Below are 19,502 nucleotides of genomic sequence, written 5' to 3' on the forward strand. Positions count from 1 at the left end.
CCGGGGCCCGGATGGAGCAGAATCCGGGGTGTGACCTCGACGAACCTGAAGATCGACATTTCCGGAACGGCCGGCTCCGCAGCTCCGTACGAGCAGCTGCGCGCGCAGGTCGCGGAGCAGGCCCGGTCGGGCGCGCTCCCGGCGGGCTTCAAGCTGCCGACGGTACGCGGGCTGGCGGAGCAGTTGGGCCTGGCGGCGAACACGGTGGCCAAGGCGTACCGGGCGCTGGAGGCGGACGGGGTGATCGAGACGCGGGGCCGGCACGGCACGTTCGTCGCGGCGGCGGGGGACGCGGCGGCGCGCGAGGCCGCGGGAGCGGCGCAGGCGTACGCGGAGCGGGCGCACCGGCTGGGACTCGGCTTCGACGAAGCGGTGGCCGCGGCGGTGGACGCCCTCCGCGCCCGCTACGACCAATAGCCCCGCCCCGGCCCCGCCCCGGCCGCGCGGGCTGGTGGCCGCGATGCCGCCGCCGTGTGGGCAGTCGTGCCGCTGGGGCGGCACGGGTGGGCACACGGCACCCCGGGCTCGCGAGGGTTCGCGCAGCCACCCCCGGCCCCCGACCCCGCTCAACGCCTGCCCACACCTCGGCGGAGGGGCGCCTGCCCACACCTCGGCGAAGGGCGCCGCGCTGCGGGTGGGCGCGGCCGCCCGACGACCGACCACGCCCCGGTGGGGGGACGCGCGCGCCAGCCGGAGCTACAGGTACAGCCCCGCCGCAGGCCCCTGCTGGGGCGGGAGGACCGCCGCCGGGCCGGAGCCGCGCCGCAGGGCGAAGAGTTCGGCCAGGGTTGCGCCCTCCCGCGAGACCCCCTCCTCCGTGCCCAGCCAGTCCACCGCCTCGCGGTGGGTGAGCCTGCCGACCTCGATCCGGGCCAGGCACCGCCCCGGCCGCACCACCGCCGGGTGGAGGCGCTCCAGGTCCTCGTTGGTGGTGACGCCCACCAGGACGTTGCGGCCCTGTCCCAGCAGGCCGTCCGTCAGGTTCAGCAGCCGGGACAGCGCCTGCCCCGCCGTGTGCCGGGCCTCGCCGCGGATCAGCTCGTCGCAGTCCTCCAGGAGCAGCAGCCGCCACCGCCCTTTCGCCGTGCCCTCGTCCTCCCCGATGGCGATGTCCATCAGGTACCCGACGTCGTTGAACAGCCGCTCGGGGTCGAGTACGCAGTCCACCTGGCACCAGTCCCGCCACGACCGCGCCAGCGTGCGCAGCGCCGAGGTCTTGCCCGTCCCCGGCGGCCCGTGGAGCAGCAGCAGCCGGCCCGCGATGTCGTCCGGGGTGACCTTCATCAGCCGGTCCATCGCCCCGGCCACCGGGGCGGTGTAGTTCGCCCGCACCTCCGCCCAGGTGCCGGCCGCGATCTGACGCGTCGTACGGTACGGGCCGCGCCTGGGGGAGACGTACCAGAAGCCCATCGTGACGTTCTCCGGCTGGGGTTCGGGCTCGTCCTGAGCGCCGTCCGTCGCCTGTCCGAGCACCCGTTCCGCGAGCTCGTCGCTGACCGCGGTCACCGTCACGTCCGCGCCCCGGCTCCACCGCGAGACCAGCATCGTCCAGCCCTCGCCCTCGGCGAGGGTGGCGCTGCGGTCGGTGTCGCGCGCCGCGCGCAGCACGGTGGCCGCGGGCGGCAGCAGGGTGGCGCCGGCCTTGACCCGTTCGATGGTGACGCTGTGCGAGTACGGCTGCTCGCCGGAGGCGAACCGGCCGAGGAACAGCGCGTCGACCACGTCCGAGGGTGAATCGCTGTCGTCCACGGTGAGCCGGATCGGCAGCGCGTGGCGGGGGTCGCGCTCGCTCGGCGGGGTGCCCGGCATGTCGCCCGGAGTGTCTGGCATGGCGCCCATGATCCGGCACGGACTGCCCTCGTGCACCCGTGTTTCCCCGGTTGGTTCGCTGGATCGGGTGCGTGACCTGCCTCCTCAAACGCTTCCCGCGTGAAGGTTCCGCCCCCGTTCCCGCACCGTGCCCTTTCCGAAGATTCTTGGCATGGACACTTCCAGGAACCCCCGGCTCCCGGTACGACAAACGAGACGAGCCACCCACTCGTCGTCAACCCCCACAAGGAGCCGCACACATGAGACTGTCGCGCTTCGCCTCCTTAACCTCGGCCCTGCTGCTGGCAGCCGGAGCCGCCCTGTTCGGCGCCGGAACGGCCACCGCCGCGTCGCAGGCCGACTTCGGCTACGTCGCCCTCGGCGACTCGTACTCCTCCGGCGTCGGCGCCGGCAACTACGACAGCGGCAGCGGCAGCTGCAAGCGGACCCCGCGCGCGTACCCGGCGCTGTGGGCCGCCGCCCACTCCCCGCAGACCTTCTCCTTCACCGCCTGTTCGGGCGCCCGGACCGGTGACGTCCTGGCCAACCAGCTCGGCCCCCTCAACAGCGGCACCGACCTGGTCAGCATCACCATCGGCGGCAACGACGCCGGGTTCTCCGACGTCATGACGACCTGTGTGCTGCAGTCCGAGTCCTCCTGCGTCAACCGGGTCAACCAGGCCAAGGCGTACGTCGACACCACCCTGCCCGGCAAGCTGAACCAGGTCTACGACTCCATCCGGGCCAAGGCCCCGTCCGCCCGCGTGGTCGTCATCGGCTATCCGCGCTTCTACAAGCTGGGCGGCAGCTGCATCGCCGGGCTCAGCGAGGGCGAGCGGACCGCCATCAACGGCGCGGCCGACCACCTGAACGCCGCGATCGCCAAGCGCGCCGCCGACCACGGTTTCGCCTTCGCCTCGGTCGTCGGCGCCTTCACCGGCCACGAGATCTGCTCCGGCAGCGCGTGGCTGCACAGTGTCAACTGGACCAACATCGGCGAGTCGTACCACCCGACCGCGGCCGGCCAGTCCGGCGGCTACCTGCCCGTCTTCACCAACGCGGCCTGAGCCTCCCGGGCGCGGACGTCCGCGCCCGGGAGGCACCGGCAGGCTCGGGCCACCGGGAGGCTCGGGCCACCGGCAGGTCTCAGGTCACCAGCAGCCAGATCAGCGCCACCAGCGCGGCCAGCAGCACCAGCACCCCGGCCGTGAGCACCAGCCCGGCCCGGCGCGGCACCGCCCCCTCGGGCGGCGCCGTCGCCGGGGCGTCCCCGGCGTCCCCGGCGCCCCCGGCATCGTCCCGCTCGCCGCCGCCGACGCCCCCGCGGGCCTCGCCGGCCGGCCCGGACTCCGGTCCGCCGGCGGCCCGTACGGTCCCGCCGGCGCCCACCACCCGCAGCATCCGGGCCGCCTCCGCCACCGGTGGCCGGTCGGCGGGATCCGGCCGCAGCAGCCCCTCCAGTACGGGCGCCAGCGGGCCCGCCCGGCGCGGCGCGGCAGCCGGCGAGCCGTCTTCCCCGCGCGGCGGGCTTCCCTCGACAGCCGTCCAGAGCAGCGCGCCCAGCGACCACAGGTCCGACTCCGGGCCGGGCGCCCGCCCCGAAAGCCGTTCCGGCGCCAGGAATTCGGTCCCCGAGGCCGTCGACCGGGCCAGCCCGAAGTCGCTCAGCATCACCCGGCCGTCGTTGCCGACCAAGACGTTGCCCGGTTTCACGTCACGGTGCAGCACCCCCGCCTCGTGCGCGGAGCGCAGTGCCATCAGCAGCTGCTCCCCGAGGTGCGCCACCCGCTGCGGCGGCAGCGGCCCGTCCGCCGCCAGCACCTCCGCCAGCGACAGGCCGCGGACCAGCTCCATCACGATCCAGGGCCGGCCGCCCTCGGTGAACACGTCGTGGACCTTGACCACCCCGCGGTGCGATACCCGCGCCGCGGCCCCCGCCTCCCGCTCCAGCCGCGCGTAGAGCCGCCGGGCGTCCACCGGGTCCGTCCCCGACGGCACCCTGATCTCCTTGACCGCGACCTCGCGGCCCAGGCTCTCGTCGCGGGCCCGCCACACCAGGTCGCTGCTGCCCTCGCCCAGGAGGTCCAGCAGCCGGTAGCGGCCCGCCAGCAGGCGCCCGTCGCCCGGCGCGTCGACACCCCGTTCCCCGCCGTGCGCGCCGCCCGGATCCCGGCTCAGATCTCCGCCCATACGAGGCCCCCCGTGGGTAGCGGTCCGATCACTCCAGGTTATACCGGTTCGTCGGTCCTGGCGCCGGTCGCGCCGGAAGTCGCCAAACAGTCCGGTTTGTGCGGAGAGTAACGGATGACTCCACTGAGTAACCGTCAACTCCCCCACGAAACAGGGGTAATTCACACGACCGGGATACCCGACTGCGACGTGGGGACGATAGGGTTACCCTGCCCGGGCCGGGTGCCTTCTTACGGGTGGGGAGAGACATGGAACAGATAACGATGCGCAGCAGGCCACCCCGTGTGCCTGCCATCACCTGCGGCAGCAGTGCGACCAGCTCGCGCCTCGACCGTCACCTCGCTGTGCTCGGCGGCCCCGCCGTCCCGCAGCGCGAGGCCGCCGAGGCGACCCTGCTGATGCGCGAGCTGACGTCGCGCGACCACACGCACGTCCAGCGGAGCCGGAGCGCGCGCGTCGCGCTGTTCGCCCCGCTGCGCCGACTGCGTCGTACGCTCCTCGGCAGCCGCCGCCCGTAGCGCCGCGGCGCCACTCCCGGCACACCCTCGTCCCCGGCTTTCAGGCGACCACACCGTCCCGGCGCAGCGCCGTGATCTGCGTCTCCGTCATCCCCAGGGAGCGCAGCAGGGCGTCGGTGTGCTCGCCGAGCGACGGCACCGCGCCCATCCGCGGTGCCGTGCCGCCCGGCAGTCCGATCGGCGGCAGCAGGGCCCGCAGCGGCCCGGCCGGGGAGTCCACCTCCCGCCAGCGGTCCCGTGCCGCCAGCTGGGGGTGCGCGGCCAGGTCCGCCACCGAGTTGAGGCGGGCGCAGGCGATCCCCGCCGCCTCCAGGCGGCCGATCGCCTCCGCCGAGCCCAGCCCGGCCAGCGCCTCCGCCACCACCGCGTCGGTCTTCTCCCGGTTCGCGGTCCGCGCGGCGTTCGTCGTGTACGCCGGATCCACAACCAACTCGGGGCGCTCCAGCACCTGTTCGGCCAGCCGCCGCCACTCACGGTCGTTCTGCACGGAGAGCAGCACCTCGCCGCCGTCCGCCGTCGGGTAGGCGTCGTACGGGGCGATCACGGCGTGCCCCAGCCCGGTCCGGGCGGGCTGCTCCCCGCCGTGCATGGTGTGGTGCAGCGGATGCCCCATCCACTCGGCGAGCGCGTCCAGCATCGACACCTCGACCGGCCCGCCGCGGCCGGTGGTCCCGCGCCGCAGCAGCGCCGCCAGCACCCCCGAGAACGCGTACATCGCCGCGGCGATGTCGGCCGCCGGGATGCCCGCCTTGACCGGCCGGTCCGGAGTGCCGGTCACCGAGACCAGCCCGGCCTCGCACTGCACCAGCATGTCGTAGGCCCGCTTGTGCGCGTACGGACCCTCCGGGCCGTAGCCGGAGATGTCCACGGCGACCAGCCGCTCGTACCGGGCGGTGAGTGCCGCCGCGTCCAGCCCGAGCCGGGCCGCCGCCCCCTGCGCGAGGTTCTGCACGAAGACGTCCGCCTGCGCGATCAGCCGCTCCAGTACCTCCCGGCCGCGCGGCTCCTTCAGGTCGAGGGCGATCGACTCCTTGCCCCGGTTGGCCCACACGAAGTGCGAGGCCAGTCCGCGGGCCGCGGTGTCGTAGCCGCGCGCGAAGTCGCCGCCGTCGGGGCGCTCGACCTTGACCACGCGGGCGCCGAGGTCGGCGAGCTGCCGCGTGGCGAAGGGGGCCGAGACCGCCTGTTCGACGGCGACGACGGTGATGCCCTCCAACGGGAGGGGCTGCGGAAGCGCTTCGGTGGCCATGGGGCCTGCCTACCGGGTGGAGCGGGCACTTGTCACCATTCCTGAGGACTGAGCGCGAGTGAGTCCTGTTGCCGGGCTCTGTGCTCAGCCGTGTGCCCCGAACGGTGTTGGGCAGGCTGGTCTCCCGCTTTCGCTCCGTGTCCGGGCCCGGCGCATCCTGTGCGGGGTCCGGGGATGCGGGGGCGGGTTTCCTCACGTCCGAGGGTGCCCGGTGCGGCCTGGGCGGTCCGATGCCCCTGTTCATCGTTCCGGTGAGCAGGGGGCGGTGCTGTCCGTCGCCGGACCGGGTGCCCTTGGGTGCGCCTGCCGATCGCGATGCTCGCGGCATCGTGCCGGCTGGTCTTGCGGTGCTTCGAGGCCAGGGGTCTCTGCCAGTGCTGGCCGCCCCACCTGCTGGTGGGGTCGACGGCGATGACTAAGTACCTGCTTCTGAACCCAGAAGCCGCAGGTGGGCCCGCCAGTGTCCGAAACGCGAAGTTCGTGGACGTGTTCGTCGAACGGTCACTGTGGCCGTTCGGCGAACGGAACTGCTGGGGTGAGTGGGGCGTGCGGGGCGTTGTCCGTGGAGAACAGGCCCGGAGGCCGGCGAGTCGGTCGGCAGGCCGACTCTGCCTTGATCGTTCTCAGGGTGGTGGCCACCAAATCGGCCCAGAACCCACCTTGGAATCAGGCTGGCGAAGCCGCCGACTCCGAGGTCCAGAAAAAGGTACTGAGGCCCGCACCGTCTAGCGGTGCGGGCCTCAGCTGAAATCCCCTACAGGTGCAGGTTCAGGCAATAGCCCCGTTGGACCAGAGCGGACTGACGTCGGACTCCGTCTTCCAGATGGGAGCCCCCGCACCCAGGTAGTGCCCCTGCGCGCCGGTTCCGACCACGCTGGCCGGGCTCGTCCGGCTACCACTGGCGTCGGCACCGTTACTGGCGGCCACCGCACCGAACCCAACGACGGCCGCGGCGGTCAGGCCGGCGGCAACGGCGCGGGTGAAGCTTCCACCCCAAGAAGGCATGCTGATCATCCCCCGTACGTTCGCAGCCTGTCCTGTGACAGGCTCGACTGACGCAGATTCAAGCACCGGCACAGGGCTCGGCCAAGGCGCAAGTCGGACAAGGTGCAAGGGTGCACTCGTCGGCATGCGGGCACCGGCGGAGTGGCGGCGAGTGCCCAGGCCAGTGGCCAGCGGGTATGTGGGGCGGGACCAGGCGATAGCCGAACGGGACGGGTTCCGCAGCCAGAGCCTTGCTCGGCCGGGGGCTTTGAAAGCAGATTCTAACGGTCGCCGACCGTAAAGGTCGCTCATTCGATGCGAGAACGTCCGTTCCCGACTGGCGCCGCGCGACTCAGCCCCACAGAAGACGCTCATTCACACACGCCGGAACGCACTTGTTCCGGCACACGATTCAGCAATTCCAGCCCCGTCCGGCGGTGACATACGCCCGGTCCGGTCCGGACCGGGATGGGATGCCCGGCCCGGCTCGTGGTCGACCGGGCCCTCAGCCCTGGCCGCGTGCGAAGCGGCGCGCTGTCAGCGGTACGAACACCGCCAACAACAGCAGCGACCAGCACACCGCCCCGGCCACCGGGTGCGCGGCCGGCCAGGCGGCCCCGGGCGCGGCCTCGCCGCCCGCGTTCCCGCAGAGCTCGCGGACCGCCGTGGCGACCGCGCTGATCGGGTTCCACTCCGCGACCGTACGCAGCCACCCGGGCAGTCCGGCCGTCGGCAGGTAGGCGCTGGACAGCATCGGCAGCACGAAGGTGGCACTGCCCAACTGGCCTGCCGCCTCCTCGTTCTTGCTGAGCAGGCCGAGGTACGTGCCCACCCACGCGGCGGCGAACCGGAACAGCAGCAGCACACCCAGGGCCCCCAGCGCTCCCGGCAGCCCGTTCTCGATGCGCCAGCCCATCGCCAGCCCCACCAGCATCAGCGGCACCATCGACACCGTCGTGGTCAGCAGGTCCGCGCCGGTCTGGCCGAGCGGAACGGCCGCCCGGCTCATCGGCAGGGTGCGGAACCGGTCCATGACCCCGCGGTGGGCGTCCTGGGCGGCCGTGAACATGCCGGTCATCAGGCCGTTCGCGGCGGTCGCGGCGAGCAGCCCGGGCACCAGGAACTCCCGGTACTCCCCGGCCGGCATGGCGAGCGCGCTGCCGAACACGTAGCCGAAGAAGAGCAGCAGCATGACCGGCATGGTCTGGGTGAGGATCAGCAGTGCGGGCGCGTGCCGGGCCTTCTGCAGCTGCCGGGCCACCACCGCCGTACCGTCGACGAGGACGTTGCTCATGCCGCCACCTCCTGGGTCCCGGCCGGGGCGGTCAGGCGCAGGAACACCTCGTCCAGGCTGGGCGGGCGCAGGCTCGCGTCCGTTACCGGAACCCCCGCGGCGTCCAGCGCCCTCACCACCTGCGGCAGGGTGAGGTCCGGGTCCCGTACGGTCACTCCGACCGTCAGCCGCTCCTCGTCCAGCACCGGCCGCCCCCCGGTGAGCCGGTCCAGCACCACGGCGGCCCCGCCCAACGACTCGGGCCCGGCCACGGTCACCTCGGCCGAGGAGCCGATCCGGGCCTTGAGCTCCCCGGGGGTTCCGGTGACGGTGGCGCGGCCGTGGTCGACGAGGGTGACGTCGTCGGCGAGGCGGTCGGCCTCCTCCAGGTACTGCGTGGTCAGCAGCACGGTGGTGCCCTCGTCGGCGAGGGCCCTCACCGCCGCCCAGATCTGCTCGCGGGAGCCCGGGTCCAGCCCGGTGGTCGGTTCGTCGAGGAACAGCACCCGCGGCCGGGTGAGCAGGCCGGCGGCCAGGTCCAGACGCCGCCGCATCCCACCGGACCAGGTGCCGGCGACCCGGTCGGCGGCGTCGGCGAGCCCGAAGCGGTCGAGCAGTTCGTCGGCGCGGGCCCGGCCGGCGGCCCCGCGCAGGCCGGCCAGCCGGGCGAACAGGCGGAGGTTCTCCCGGCCGGTGAGCTCGCCGTCGACCGAGGCGTACTGGCCGGTGACGCCGATCGCCCGGCGCACCGCGGCCGGATCGCGCACCACGTCGTGGCCGGCCACGGCGGCGGAGCCGGCGTCCGGGACGGTGAGGGTGGCGAAGATCCGGACGGCGGTGGTCTTGCCGGCGCCGTTGCGGCCGAGGAGTCCGCGTACGGAGCCCTCGGGGACCGCGAGATCGAGCCCGCGCAGAGCGCGGACCTCGCCGAACCTCTTCTCCAGACCCTCACTAAGTACAGCGTACGTAGTAATCATGGCGGCGACCCTACCGCACTACGTACGGTGTACGTAACTACGATGGCTGCGTGGACGCGGACGTGGACGTGGATGTGGACGTGGAGATGTGTGTGGCCGTGATCGCGGCCGCGGGGCCGGGTGAGGGCCGATGACGGCGGGCGGGCGTTCCGCCGAGCCCGGGGTGATCTGGGCCCGCCCGCAGCGGGCCGGCCGCGGGCCCCGTCCCGCGCACAGCCGTGACTCGATCGCGGCCGAGGCGGTGCGGATCGCCGATGCCGAGGGCATCGAGGCGGTGTCCATGAGACGGGTCGCGGCCGCGGTCGGCGCGGGGACCATGTCGCTGTACAACTACGTCCCGCGCAAGGAGGACTTGTACGAGCTCATGGTCGACCGCGTCAGCAGTGAGTACGAACTCCCCGCGCCGACCGGGGACTGGCGCCGCGACATGCTCGAACTGGCCAGGCAGGGGCGCGACCTGATGTTCCGTCACCCCTGGCTGCCGGGGCTGCTGTCACCGGTGTACGGGTTCAGCCCCCAGGTGCTGCGCTACCTGGAGCACTGCCTGGCCTGCCTGGAGCCGCTGGACGTCCCGGACGCGGAGAAGCTGGAGCTGATCGCCTCGCTCAACGGCATGCTCGCCACCTACGTGGGCGGCGAACTGGCGCTGGCGGAGCGGGCGCGCTCGCTGCCGTGGAGCGAGGAGGCCGAGCGGGGCGCGCGCACGGCGTACCTGGCCGGGCAGCTCGCGACGGGGGAGTACCCGCGGCTGGCCGGGGCACTGGCCGTGTCCCCGGAGGTGCCGCCGCCCGGCCTGGAGGCGGTCTTCGAGCGCTGGGTGACCCGGCTGCTGGACTCGTTCGCCCCGCAGGGCGCCGCGGGCTGAGCCGGGCTGAGCCGGGCTGAGCCGGTCTGCGCCGGGCTGATCCCGGCTGGGCCGGTCTGATCCGGCCCGATGATCCGGAAGAGGGCCTATTCGCCCTCGCGCTCCAGGACGCGGCGGGCCGCCTCGGCCTCGGCCGCGGGCGGGGACAGTTCGTCGAGGGTGTCGAGTTCGTCGTCCGTGGCCAGCTCCTGCTCCCAGGCCGCCGCGAGGCGTTCCTGGTCCTCGCGCGATCGGCCCGCGACGGCCTCCCGCGCCTGCGGTTCCAGAGCCGCCAGGAACCGTGCGACCGCATCCGTCGGCATGCCGTACTCCTTGTCGCCGTGGGGGAGGGGAGGCGAGCGGCGCCGGCGGGCGGCCGCGCCCGGCCCAGCATGGCGAACCGCGGGCCGCGGAGCCCGTCCGACACGGCCCGCCCCACCCGAATGCGCCTCCGTCAGACCGCCGCGGCGGCCCGGAGCCCGGCGCCCGCCCCGGCCGTGGCCAGTGCCTCCAGGCGTTCCAGCCGTTCCCGCGACTCCGCGTCCAGCGGCACGTACGTCACCAGCCGCGGCCCGGATCCGGGGCCGAGCCACAGGTTGGTGTGCTCCAGGTGCAGCAGGCCCACCTGCGCGTTGCGGATGTACTTCGCCTTCGTGCCCTGCCCCACCACTTCGTGGCGGGCCCACACCTCCCGGAATTCCGCGGAGGCCCCTTCCAGCCGCGCCAGGAGCGTCTTCCAGGCCGGCTCGGCCAGGTGCTCGGCCATCGAGGCCCGGAACTTCGCCGCCATGGTGCGCTGCGTACCCGGGAGGTCCACCACGGCCGCCCGCCACTCCGGATCGGTGAAGGCCAGCCAGATGCAGTTGCGGTCCTCCGGCGGGTGCGCGTCCAGGTCGCCCAGGAGCTGCCCGTACGTGGTGTTGTACGCGAGGATGTCGTACCGGCTGTTCTGCACCGACGCCGGAATCGGCCCCAGCTGGTCCAGCACGGCCCGTACCGACGGGGTCACGCTCGGGCAGGGCGTGTGCGGCGCCGGGTCCGGGCTCCCGGCCAGCGCGAACAGGTGCGCCCGCTCGCTGGCGTCGAGCAGCAGCGCCCGCGCCACGGCGTCCAGCACCTGCGCCGAGACCGTGATGTCGCGTCCCTGCTCCAGCCACGTGTACCAGGTCACGCCGACCGACGACAGGTGCGCGACCTCCTCGCGGCGCAGCCCCGGGGTCCGCCGGCGCGGCCCGCGCACCAGCCCCACCCGCTCGGGGGTGATCCGCTCGCGGCGGCTGCGCAGGAACTCGGCCAGCTCGTGGCGGCGTACGTCGGCTTCCGGGGACACCGTGCTCATGCCCCCACCCTGCCGCACTCCCCATCCTGTTGCCAGGTGGTGCCGATACCCGGATAAGCACACTCTGGTACCCGGCTGCGGGCCGGAGGAGGGTCGGAGCGTGACCCAGACGACCGTGCGCGCCGAGCGCACCCCTCGTACCTCCACCGCTTCCGCGGCCTCTCCCGACGCCGGTGCCGCCGGTGCCCGGCTGACCGGCCCCGGTCTGTTCACCGTGCTCCTGGGAGCGGCGCTGCCCCTGATCGACTTCTTCATCGTCAACGTCGCACTGCCGTCCATCGAGCGCGACCTCGCCGCCGGCCCCGCCCTGCTGGAACTCGTCGTCGGCGGCTACGGCGTCGCCTACGCCGTCCTCCTGGTCCTCGGCGGCCGCATCGGCGACACCTTCGGCCGCCGCAGGCTCTTCCTCGCCGGCATGGCCGCCTTCGGCGCCACCTCCCTGGCCTGCGGCCTCGCCCCGGACGCCTGGACCCTGGTCGCCGCCCGGGTGGCGCAGGGCGCGGCCGCCGCGCTGATGCTGCCGCAGGTCCTCGGCACCATCCAGGCCACCACCGAGGGTCCCCGCCGCGCCCGTGCCATGAGCCTCTACGGGGCCACTGCGGGCCTGTCCATGGTCGCGGGGCAGATCCTCGGCGGCCTCCTGGTCGCCGCCGACCCCGCCGGGACCGGCTGGCGCGCGGTGTTCCTGGTCAACGTGCCCGTGGCGGTCCTCGGGCTGATCCTCGCCGCGCGCACCGTCCCCGAGACCCGGGCCGGCCGCCCCGCCGCCGTGGACGTGCCGGGCACCCTGCTGCTCGCGCTGTCGCTGGTCTCCCTGCTGATGCCGCTGACCGAGGGCCGGGCCGCCGGCTGGCCGGCCTGGACGTGGGTCTCGCTCGCGGTGTTCCCGCTCGCCGCCACCGCCTTCTACCTCACCGAGCGACGGGCCGACCGCCGCGGCCGCACCCCGCTGGTGCCGCCGAGCCTGCTGCGGCTGGAGTCGCTGCGGCGCGGCCTGGTCCTGCTGCTGCCGCTGTCGGGCGGGTTCAGCGGCTTCATGTTCGTCGTCGCCGTCGTGCTCCAGCAGGGACTGCGACTGGGGCCGGTGCCGGCGGGCCTGGCCCTGGTGCCGATGGCCCTCGCCTTCTTCGCGGCCTCGCTGGCCGGGCCGCGCCTCGTCGCCCGCCACGGCAGCCGCGTCGTCACCGCCGGCGGTGTCCTCCAGGCGGCCGGCATCGCCCTGGTGCTGGCCGTCCTGTGGTACCGCTGGCCGGACCTCGGCCCCGTCGCGCTCGCGCCCGGCATGGCCCTGGCGGGCCTGGGCCAGGGACTGCAACTGCCCGTCCTGATGCGGCTGATGCTCTCGGAGGTACCGGCCGACCGGGCGGGCGTGGGCGGCGGCATCATGATCACCGGACAGCAGTCGGCCCTGGCCCTGGGCGTCGCCACCCTGGGCAGCCTGTTCCTGGCCCTGGCCCCGACGGCGGGCCTGCGCGACGCCGTGTGCGCCACCCTGCTGGTGCAGCTCGGGCTGATCGCGCTGACCACCCTCCTCAGCCTGCGCCTGCCCCGGATGCGCTGACCGGGCCGGGCCGTCCTGTCCCGTACCCGGCCGGCACGCGCCCGAAGAAACAGGAGCCCGCCGAGACCGTCGGACGACCGTGTTGGGAATCCCCTCCCCCTGGGGAGGGGAGCGGAAGTCAAAGCAGGGCGAACTGACCGCCCGGACCCTCCTCCCGATGGTCCAGCACTGACGCGGGCCGACGCGACGGGCGCGGCGGCGGCAGGACTCCCGCCGCCTTCAGCTCCGCCGCGGTGATCTCCGGGCCAGGGCTGAACGCGGCCCGTTCCGGCGCCAGTTCGGCCAGCAGCGACAGCATGGTGATCAGTCCCAGCAGCTCCGAGGTCCACTGCTGGGGCCACCCGTCGGGACCGAGGGCCTCCAGGCCGTCCGCCGTCCGGTACGCGGTCCGGGCCGCGAACCACCCCTCCAGCACCCGGGTGCCGCGCTCCTCGTACGCCCACGCCCCCGCCGGCACCGGGGCGATCCGCCCGGAGCCCAGGTGCAGCGTCTCGGTCTCCGCTTCGTACGACGGCCCCTCCGGGCGGGCCGGCAGGGCGGCGCGGACGTACGGGCGCCGCCCGCCCGGCAGTCGCGGCGGCTCCCCGCCCCCGGCTCCCCGCACCCGTACGGCCAGGATGCGCTGCCCCAGCTCCACCCCGGCCCGCCAGCGCCCGGGGTCTGCCGCGAGCGGGACCTCGTACCCGCGCGGTCCGGGCCGGCCGGCGGCCAGCACCCAGGCCGCCACCTCCTCCGCGGTCACCCCGGTGCCGTGGCGCCCGCCCAGGAAGGCGAGCAGGCCGGGGGCGAGGTTCGGCTCGGACCCGCCCGGCCGCCGGTGCAGCGGCCGGACCCGGCCCAGCCGCCCGGCCGGCAGGTGAACGGTGACCAGCGGCTCGCCCTCCAGGAGGAACAGCTGCCGCTCGTCCCGGACCCGCCAGAGCTCCGGCCGGGCCGCGTCGATGATCCGCTGGTCCGGCAGTAGCCACTCCTCGTGGAACGGCTCCGTCAGCACCCGCACCGGCTCCGGGCACGCCCCGGGAGCCTGCGCGAAGGGACCCGTCCCGGCCCGCCGGCCCGGCAGTGCGGCCGCCCCGCCCTCCGGCGTACGGGCCCGGCTGGGGCGGAACAGCCGTGCCAGCTCCGCGCCCTCGGCGGCGGTCAGGGCCGCCCAGCGGGCCCGCAGCGTCGCGGGATCGGCGGCGGCCGGCCAGGACCGGCCGAGTCGCAGCGGGGCCACCGACCAGGGCATCAGATCGTCCAGCAGGGGCGCGTCCGTCGTCACCCGCCAGATGGTAGGGGGAGCACGAGGGGAGCCCGGGGCCGCCGGCGGACCTGTCCGGGCCACTGCGAAGCGTTACGCTCCTTTTGTAGGCACATGTTCCGCGCATGTCCCGATCGAGGAGGGCGGCCATGAGCCAGTACGACGAATACTCGACCCCGTCCCAGGCCGAAGGCGAGCGCCTGGACGAGGACATGGACGAGAAGGAGCGGCGGGAACACCGGCACCCCGACGTCATGCGGACGACGCCCTCCCAGGCCGAGGGCGAGCGCGCCGGCGATGCGGACGAGGAGCGCTGACCCGGCCCTCGGCGCGTACCGACCGTCCCCGGCCCTCGGCGCGCGCCGACTGCCCGGCCCTCAGTGCGCGTCGACCGTCACCGTGAAGGAGAACCGGTCCCCGCGGTAGCGGATCCGCGCCACGTCCACCACCCGCCCGTCCTCGTCGTACGTGACGCCCGTGTAGTGCAGGATCGGGCTGAGCAACGGCACCTCCAGCAGCTCGGCCGTGGCCGGGTCGGCCAGCCGCGCCTCCACCGTGTCGGTGATCCGGCTGATCCGCACGCCCACCACGTCCCGGAGCACCTTGGTCATCGGCCAGCGCTCCAGGTCGGCCAGGTCCACCGCCTCCGCGAGCTCCGGGAGGACGGCGTTCTCCGCCCAGTTGGTCGGCTCGTCGGTGCTCCCGTCGCGGCGCAGCCGCCGGTAGGTGACCAACTCGCCGGCGTCCGGGAAGTACTCGGCGAGATCCCCCGGCACCGGCCCCCGGTCGCGCCCGAGGACCGTGGTGCGCTCGCCGGACTGCTGGGCCACGATCGCGTCGACCGAGCCCAGCAGCCGCACCGGCGCACCGCGCTGCGCCCCCGGCTCGATGAAGGTGCCGCGCCGTCGGTGCCGGGTGATCAGCCCCTCCTGCTCCAGCTCCTTCAGCGCCTGCCGCATGGTCAGCACGCTGACCCCGTAGTGCTCGGCCAGCTGCTCCTCGGTGGGCAGGCGCAGCGAGGCGTCCGGGGTGCGGCCCAGTATCGAGGCGCGCAGGGACTGCGACACCTGGTACCAGAGCGGCAGCTTCCGGTTGAGCACCAGTGAATCGGGGGCGAAGGCGGTCACGGGGAACTCTCCGTACGGGTGGGGCGTCGTGCTGGAATCCTAGGCGCGGAAGTGCCGTTCCATCCCCTGCCAGACGTCGTCGTATCCGCGCTGCAGGTGGTCCGCGCCGGCCGCCTGGGCGGTGGCGGTGATCGGCCAGCGGGTTTCGAACATGAAGGCCAGGCCGTCGTCGATCTTCTGCGGCTTGAGCTCGGCGGCGCTCGCCTTGTCGAAGGTCTCCCGGTCCGGGCCGTGCGCGGACATCATGTTGTGCAGCGAGCCGCCGCCCGGCACGAAGCCCGCGGCCTTCGCGTCGTAGGCGCCCTCGATGAGCCCCATGTACTCGCTCATGACGTTCCGGTGGAAGTACGGCGGGCGGAAGGTGTCCTCGCCGACCAGCCAGCGCGGCGCGAACACCACGAAGTCCACTCCCGCCAGGCCCGGGGTGTCGGACGGGGAGGTCAGCACCGTGAAGATCGACGGGTCCGGGTGGTCGTAGCTGATGGTGCCGATCACGTTGAAGCGGCGCAGGTCGTAGACGTACGGGACGTGCGTGCCGTGCCAGGCGACCACGTCCAGCGGGGAGTGGTCGTACGTCGCGGACCAGAGGTTGCCGCAGAACTTGTTGATCACCTCGGTGGGCCGCTCGACGTCCTCGTACGCCGCCACCGGGGCCTGGAAGTCCCGGGCGTTGGCCAGGCCGTTGGCGCCGATCGGTCCCAGCTCCGGCAGCTCGAAGGGCTGGCCGTAGTTCTCGCAGACGTAGCCGCGGGCGGGCTCTCCTTCGGTGTCGAGGAGCTCGACGCGGAAGCGCACCCCGCGCGGGATCAGCGCCATGTGGCCGGGCTCGGCGTGCAGCAGGCCGAGCTCGGTGCGGATCAGCAGGCCGCCGCGCTCGGGGACGATCAGCAGCTCGCCGTCGGAGTCGCTGAACACCCGGTCGGTCATGGAGGAGTCCGCCGCGTAGAGGTGGATGGCCATACCGGTGCGCTGGGTGGCGTCGCCGTTGCCCCCGAGGGTCCACAGGCCGGCCAGGAAGTCGGTGCCGGGCGCCGGGTCCGGCAGCGGGTTCCAGCGGAACCGGTTCGGGTCCGGGACGGTCTCGGTGAACGGCGCCGTGCGCAGGCCGCCGTTGTCGATGCGGGTGAACGGCGGGTGGGCCGCCGACGGGCGGATCCGGTAGAGCCAGGAGCGGCGGTTGTGGGCGCGCGGCTCGGTGAAGGCGCTGCCGCTGAGCTGCTCGGCGTAGAGGCCGAGGGGGGCGGTCTGGGGGGAGTTGCGGCCCAGGGGGAGCGCCCCCGGGACGGCCTCCGAGCTGTGCTCGTTGCCGAAGCCGGAGAGGTAGGTGAGCCCCTCCGCCGTCTTCCTGGCCTGCTCGCTGCCGTTGCCGCTGGCGCTCGTCATGCGTTCGCTCCCGCTCCGTCGAGGAATCCTATGGTCGACAGTAGGATTCCGCGCCCGCCGCGTCAACGGCGGAAATCCCCGCGCCCCCGGCGTGCGGGAATTTCGGCGTGCGCGGGGGGCTCCCAAAAGATGAACATTGCTCTACTCTCTCGCGCATGTCGTGGACCCGCAGGTTCCCTGCCGCGCCGGCGGGGTTCCCCGCCGCCCTGCCCGCCGCCCTCCTCGCGCTCCTCCTCGCCGTGCTGACGGTGTTCGCGGCCGCGCCCGCAGCCCGCGCGCACGAGGAGCGCCCGGTCACCTTCCCCGACAGCTCGGGCTCGGTGCCCCGGTACCGCACGGGCGAACCCGACCTCCTCGTCTGCAAGACCGACCGGACGGACTTCGAGAAGCGGATATCCGCCTTCCCCGCGGAGCTCCGGCAGCGCAACCTCGACCTCTTCGCCCGCTGTGAACGCGAGGGGTACCGGCACCTCCAGCAGGCCGTCGACAAGGTCGACCGGCCGGGCATGAACATCGCCGTCCTGCCCGGGCTCTACGAGGAGGAGCCCTCGCTGCCCGCCCCGGCGGGGGAGTGCGCCGCGCTGGAAGCGCCCAAGTCCTCGTTCGGCTACCAGATCCTCAGCTACGAGCAGCAGGCCCGCTGCCCCCACAACCAGAACCTGGTCGCCATCCTCGGCAAGACGGACCTGCAGATCGAGGGCACCGGCGCATCCCGGCTGGACGTGGTCGTCGACGCCAAGTACCGCAAGCTGAACGGGATCCGGGCGGACAAGTCCAACGGTGTCTACTTCCGCAACTTCACCGCCCAGCGCACCACCTTCAACTCGCTCTACGTCCTCGCCGGGGACGGCTTCGTCATCGACGACGTGCTGACCCGCTGGAACGACGAGTACGGCTTCCTGACCTTCGCCAGCGACCACGGGCTCTACAAGAACTGCGAGTCCTACGGCAACGGGGACTCGGGCATCTACCCCGGCAGCGCCTCGAACATCAACGACGGCCGCGGCTACGACGTGCCCCGCTACTCCATCGAGATCACCGGCTGCCGCAGCCACCACAACATGGTCGGCTACTCCGGCACCGCCGGTGACTCGGTCTGGGTCCACGACAACGAGTTCGACCAGAACATGGGCGGCGCCTCGATGGACAGCGCCTTCCCCGGCCACCCCGGACTCCCGCAGAACCACGCCAAGTTCGAGCGGAACCTGATCCACGACAACAATCAGGACTACTACCGGTACGTCGCGGACGGCACCTGCGCCAAGGCCCCCGTGGACCGCGGCTACGAGCAGGGCGTGGTCTGCCCGCAGATCTCCATGCCCCCCGGCACCGGCATCATCACCGCCGGCGGGAACTGGAACGTCTACGAGAACAACTGGGTCTACGGTCACCGGCGCGCCGCGTTCTTCCTCTCCGCCGTGCCCGCCTTCATCCGGGGCGAGGAGAAGTGGTCCAAGCAGGCCGACACCTCCCACCACAACCGGTACGCGGGCAACGTCCTCGGCCGGGACAAGGCCGGGGCCTCCCGCCCCAACGGCATGGACGTGTGGTGGGACGGCCAGGGCAAGCGCAACTGCTGGCAGAACGGCCCGGACGGCTCCACCCCCGGCACCCTCCCGGAGTGCGGCGGGGCGCGCGGAGAGGTGTCCGGAGCGTCCGCCCGCCTGGTCGGCGAGCCGGTGAAACTGGTCCAGCTCCTCGTCTGCGCCGACTACAACGTGCAGGCGCGCCGCCTGCCGGCCGGCTGCGACTGGTACGGCGCGCGCGGCCTGGAGCGGGTGGAGACCCAGCTCGCCCTGGCGGTGGCCGCTGTGCTGCTGCTGGTCGGCGGCACCCTGTGGTGGCGCCGCCTGCGCCGCGACCGGCTCGGCACCGCCGCCCTCGCCGCGGGCGCGGCCGGCCTGGCCCTGGACGTGGCGGGCTCCACCATGTCCCTGACCGGCACCCCCGTGCCCGCTCTGGCCCTGCTCCTGCAGGGCGTGTGGTGGACCGGCACCGGCCTGGCCCTGCGCGGCACCCGGCCCTGGCTCGCCCGGCTGACGCTCCTCCTGGGTGGCCTCACGCTGCTCGACGCCTTCGACAAGGCCGTGCTGATGATCCCCTGGATCCCGCTCGGCCCGGCCTGGATCCGAGGCCTGGTCGCCGTGGTGTGGGTGCTCTGGGCAGTGATCGCCGCAGCGCGCCCCGACACGGCCCCCCAACCCCCCGCCGCCCCGCCCGAGGGCGCCCCGCCCGGCGACCGGATCCCGGCCCCGGCAGGCGCCGCCCCGACCCGGCACACCGCGGCGAAGCCCACCCGGTCCGAGCGCGGCCCAGCCCCGGTCGCACCGGCGGGCACCGCCTCGACCCCGGACACCCCGCAGGCCGACAAGCCCACGGCGGCTCCCTTGCCCGCGGACGGCCCGAGCCCGAGCCCGAGCCCGAGGCCTCAACCTGCGGACGCCCCCGCACCCCGACCCCCGGGCGGGCGCTCCGGGGCCTCCGGCGCGGACGCCCCACCCGCCGGCCGGCCGGGCCCGGGCGCCCGAGCGGAGGACGGCTCCGGACCCCGCCCGGAGGCCGGCCGGGCCGGCTCGGCCACCCCGCACGCCCCGGGCGCCGCGCCACGGGGACCGGCAGACGGCGGCTCCGGAGCGGACACCGGCTCCGCAGACGCCTTCGGCGCGGACGGCCCGGCCGATCACCGGCCCGGACCGCCGGTCCCGGGCGGCGGGACGCCGGGAGGCGCGGCATGAACGCGCACCCCGACGCCTGCGGCGCCTGTCGTACACCGTTCCGCCGTAACCGCGCGGCGGACCGGCCGGACCAGCCGAACCGGCCGGGCGAGTCGGCCGGGTCGGGCAGCGCCGGGCAGCCCGCCGGGCCCGGCGGGCCGGGGTTGCTCGGCCGACTCGTCGGCCTGGGCGTGCCCGGCCTGCCCGCCGGCCCCGGGTACGGCCGCCGGTCCGGCGGGCGTGGGCAGCCCGGCGAGCCGGGCGCGCCCGGTCTGCTCGGCCGACTCGCCC

The 19,502-nt window shown here is 74.2% G+C and carries 17 protein-coding genes and 1 pseudogene; 7 read left to right on the forward strand and 11 right to left on the reverse strand.

Annotated features, from left to right (window positions below; all coding sequences use genetic code 11):
- Positions 1 to 30: 30 nt before the first annotated feature.
- The gene (locus AC067U_RS24925) at positions 31 to 417 is read left to right on the forward strand and encodes a GntR family transcriptional regulator (RefSeq protein WP_478831976.1); all 387 of its coding nucleotides are present in this window, start codon (positions 31 to 33) and stop codon (positions 415 to 417) included.
- Between the two features lie 279 nt (positions 418 to 696).
- On the opposite strand, the gene AC067U_RS24930 is transcribed toward AC067U_RS24925, so the two are convergent.
- The gene (locus AC067U_RS24930; RefSeq protein WP_478831977.1) at positions 697 to 1,839 is read right to left on the reverse strand and encodes a DUF5925 domain-containing protein; all 1,143 of its coding nucleotides are present in this window, start codon (positions 1,837 to 1,839) and stop codon (positions 697 to 699) included.
- A 230-nt stretch (positions 1,840 to 2,069) separates the two neighbouring features.
- Here AC067U_RS24930 and AC067U_RS24935 point away from each other — a divergent pair, with 230 nt between their 5' ends.
- Positions 2,070 to 2,876, forward strand: a complete 807-nt coding sequence (locus AC067U_RS24935) for an SGNH/GDSL hydrolase family protein (protein ID WP_478831978.1) — start codon at positions 2,070 to 2,072, stop codon at positions 2,874 to 2,876.
- 79 nt (positions 2,877 to 2,955) lie between these two features.
- Here AC067U_RS24935 and AC067U_RS24940 read toward each other — a convergent pair whose 3' ends face one another.
- The gene (locus AC067U_RS24940) at positions 2,956 to 3,999 is read right to left on the reverse strand and encodes a serine/threonine-protein kinase (protein WP_478831979.1); all 1,044 of its coding nucleotides are present in this window, start codon (positions 3,997 to 3,999) and stop codon (positions 2,956 to 2,958) included.
- A gap of 248 nt (positions 4,000 to 4,247) precedes the next feature.
- Between AC067U_RS24940 and AC067U_RS24945 the strand changes: the two genes are divergently transcribed.
- On the forward strand, positions 4,248 to 4,517 hold the full coding sequence (locus AC067U_RS24945) for a hypothetical protein (RefSeq protein WP_478831980.1): 270 nt from the start codon (positions 4,248 to 4,250) through the stop codon (positions 4,515 to 4,517).
- Positions 4,518 to 4,557: 40 nt separating this feature from the next.
- Here the strand turns inward: AC067U_RS24945 and AC067U_RS24950 are convergent, their stop codons facing one another.
- The 4 genes and pseudogenes from AC067U_RS24950 to AC067U_RS24965 form a co-directional block, all read right to left on the reverse strand.
- Positions 4,558 to 5,766, reverse strand: coding sequence for a CaiB/BaiF CoA transferase family protein (locus AC067U_RS24950; RefSeq protein ID WP_478831981.1), 1,209 nt, complete (start codon positions 5,764 to 5,766; stop codon positions 4,558 to 4,560).
- A gap of 32 nt (positions 5,767 to 5,798) precedes the next feature.
- Positions 5,799 to 6,182, reverse strand: a pseudogene (locus AC067U_RS24955) (IS200/IS605 family accessory protein TnpB-related protein); the annotation flags it as partial.
- A 1,073-nt stretch (positions 6,183 to 7,255) separates the two neighbouring features.
- Positions 7,256 to 8,044, reverse strand: coding sequence for an ABC transporter permease (locus AC067U_RS24960; protein WP_478831982.1), 789 nt, complete (start codon positions 8,042 to 8,044; stop codon positions 7,256 to 7,258).
- Positions 8,041 to 9,000, reverse strand: a complete 960-nt coding sequence (locus tag AC067U_RS24965) for an ATP-binding cassette domain-containing protein (RefSeq protein ID WP_478831983.1) — start codon at positions 8,998 to 9,000, stop codon at positions 8,041 to 8,043. The genes AC067U_RS24960 and AC067U_RS24965 overlap by 4 nt, the downstream gene beginning before the upstream one ends.
- Before the next feature lie 130 nt (positions 9,001 to 9,130).
- Here AC067U_RS24965 and AC067U_RS24970 point away from each other — a divergent pair, with 130 nt between their 5' ends.
- Positions 9,131 to 9,865, forward strand: coding sequence for a TetR/AcrR family transcriptional regulator (locus tag AC067U_RS24970; protein ID WP_478831984.1), 735 nt, complete (start codon positions 9,131 to 9,133; stop codon positions 9,863 to 9,865).
- Between the two features lie 86 nt (positions 9,866 to 9,951).
- Here AC067U_RS24970 and AC067U_RS24975 read toward each other — a convergent pair whose 3' ends face one another.
- Together AC067U_RS24975 and AC067U_RS24980 are read right to left on the reverse strand one after the other, a co-directional pair.
- A complete protein-coding gene (locus AC067U_RS24975) occupies positions 9,952 to 10,167 on the reverse strand; it encodes a hypothetical protein (protein WP_478831985.1) in 216 nt (71 codons plus the stop codon).
- Positions 10,168 to 10,298: 131 nt separating this feature from the next.
- Entirely contained in the window at positions 10,299 to 11,183 is an 885-nt protein-coding gene (locus AC067U_RS24980) for a helix-turn-helix transcriptional regulator (RefSeq protein WP_478831986.1), read from the reverse strand.
- A gap of 100 nt (positions 11,184 to 11,283) precedes the next feature.
- Here AC067U_RS24980 and AC067U_RS24985 point away from each other — a divergent pair, with 100 nt between their 5' ends.
- Positions 11,284 to 12,744, forward strand: a complete 1,461-nt coding sequence (locus tag AC067U_RS24985) for an MFS transporter (RefSeq protein ID WP_478831987.1) — start codon at positions 11,284 to 11,286, stop codon at positions 12,742 to 12,744.
- 118 nt (positions 12,745 to 12,862) lie between these two features.
- Here AC067U_RS24985 and AC067U_RS24990 read toward each other — a convergent pair whose 3' ends face one another.
- Positions 12,863 to 14,017: a type ISP restriction/modification enzyme gene (locus AC067U_RS24990; protein WP_478832158.1), complete on the reverse strand. Its 1,155-nt coding sequence runs from the start codon at positions 14,015 to 14,017 to the stop codon at positions 12,863 to 12,865.
- 119 nt (positions 14,018 to 14,136) lie between these two features.
- On the opposite strand from AC067U_RS24990, the gene AC067U_RS24995 reads away from it, so the two are divergent.
- Complete coding sequence (locus AC067U_RS24995; RefSeq protein WP_478831988.1) at positions 14,137 to 14,304, forward strand: hypothetical protein; 168 nt, start codon at positions 14,137 to 14,139, stop codon at positions 14,302 to 14,304.
- Between the two features lie 60 nt (positions 14,305 to 14,364).
- Here the strand turns inward: AC067U_RS24995 and AC067U_RS25000 are convergent, their stop codons facing one another.
- Together AC067U_RS25000 and hmgA are read right to left on the reverse strand one after the other, a co-directional pair.
- A complete protein-coding gene (locus AC067U_RS25000; RefSeq protein ID WP_478831989.1) occupies positions 14,365 to 15,114 on the reverse strand; it encodes a GntR family transcriptional regulator in 750 nt (249 codons plus the stop codon).
- A gap of 39 nt (positions 15,115 to 15,153) precedes the next feature.
- Complete coding sequence (hmgA, locus tag AC067U_RS25005; protein WP_478831990.1) at positions 15,154 to 16,497, reverse strand: homogentisate 1,2-dioxygenase; 1,344 nt, start codon at positions 16,495 to 16,497, stop codon at positions 15,154 to 15,156.
- A gap of 155 nt (positions 16,498 to 16,652) precedes the next feature.
- Between hmgA and AC067U_RS25010 the strand changes: the two genes are divergently transcribed.
- Positions 16,653 to 19,232 carry a right-handed parallel beta-helix repeat-containing protein gene (locus AC067U_RS25010; protein WP_478831991.1) on the forward strand — a complete coding sequence of 860 codons (2,580 nt, stop codon included), beginning with the start codon at positions 16,653 to 16,655 and terminating at the stop codon, positions 19,230 to 19,232.
- Positions 19,233 to 19,502: the final 270 nt, after the last annotated feature.

Source organism: Streptomyces sp. NPDC043853 (assembly GCF_056436025.1).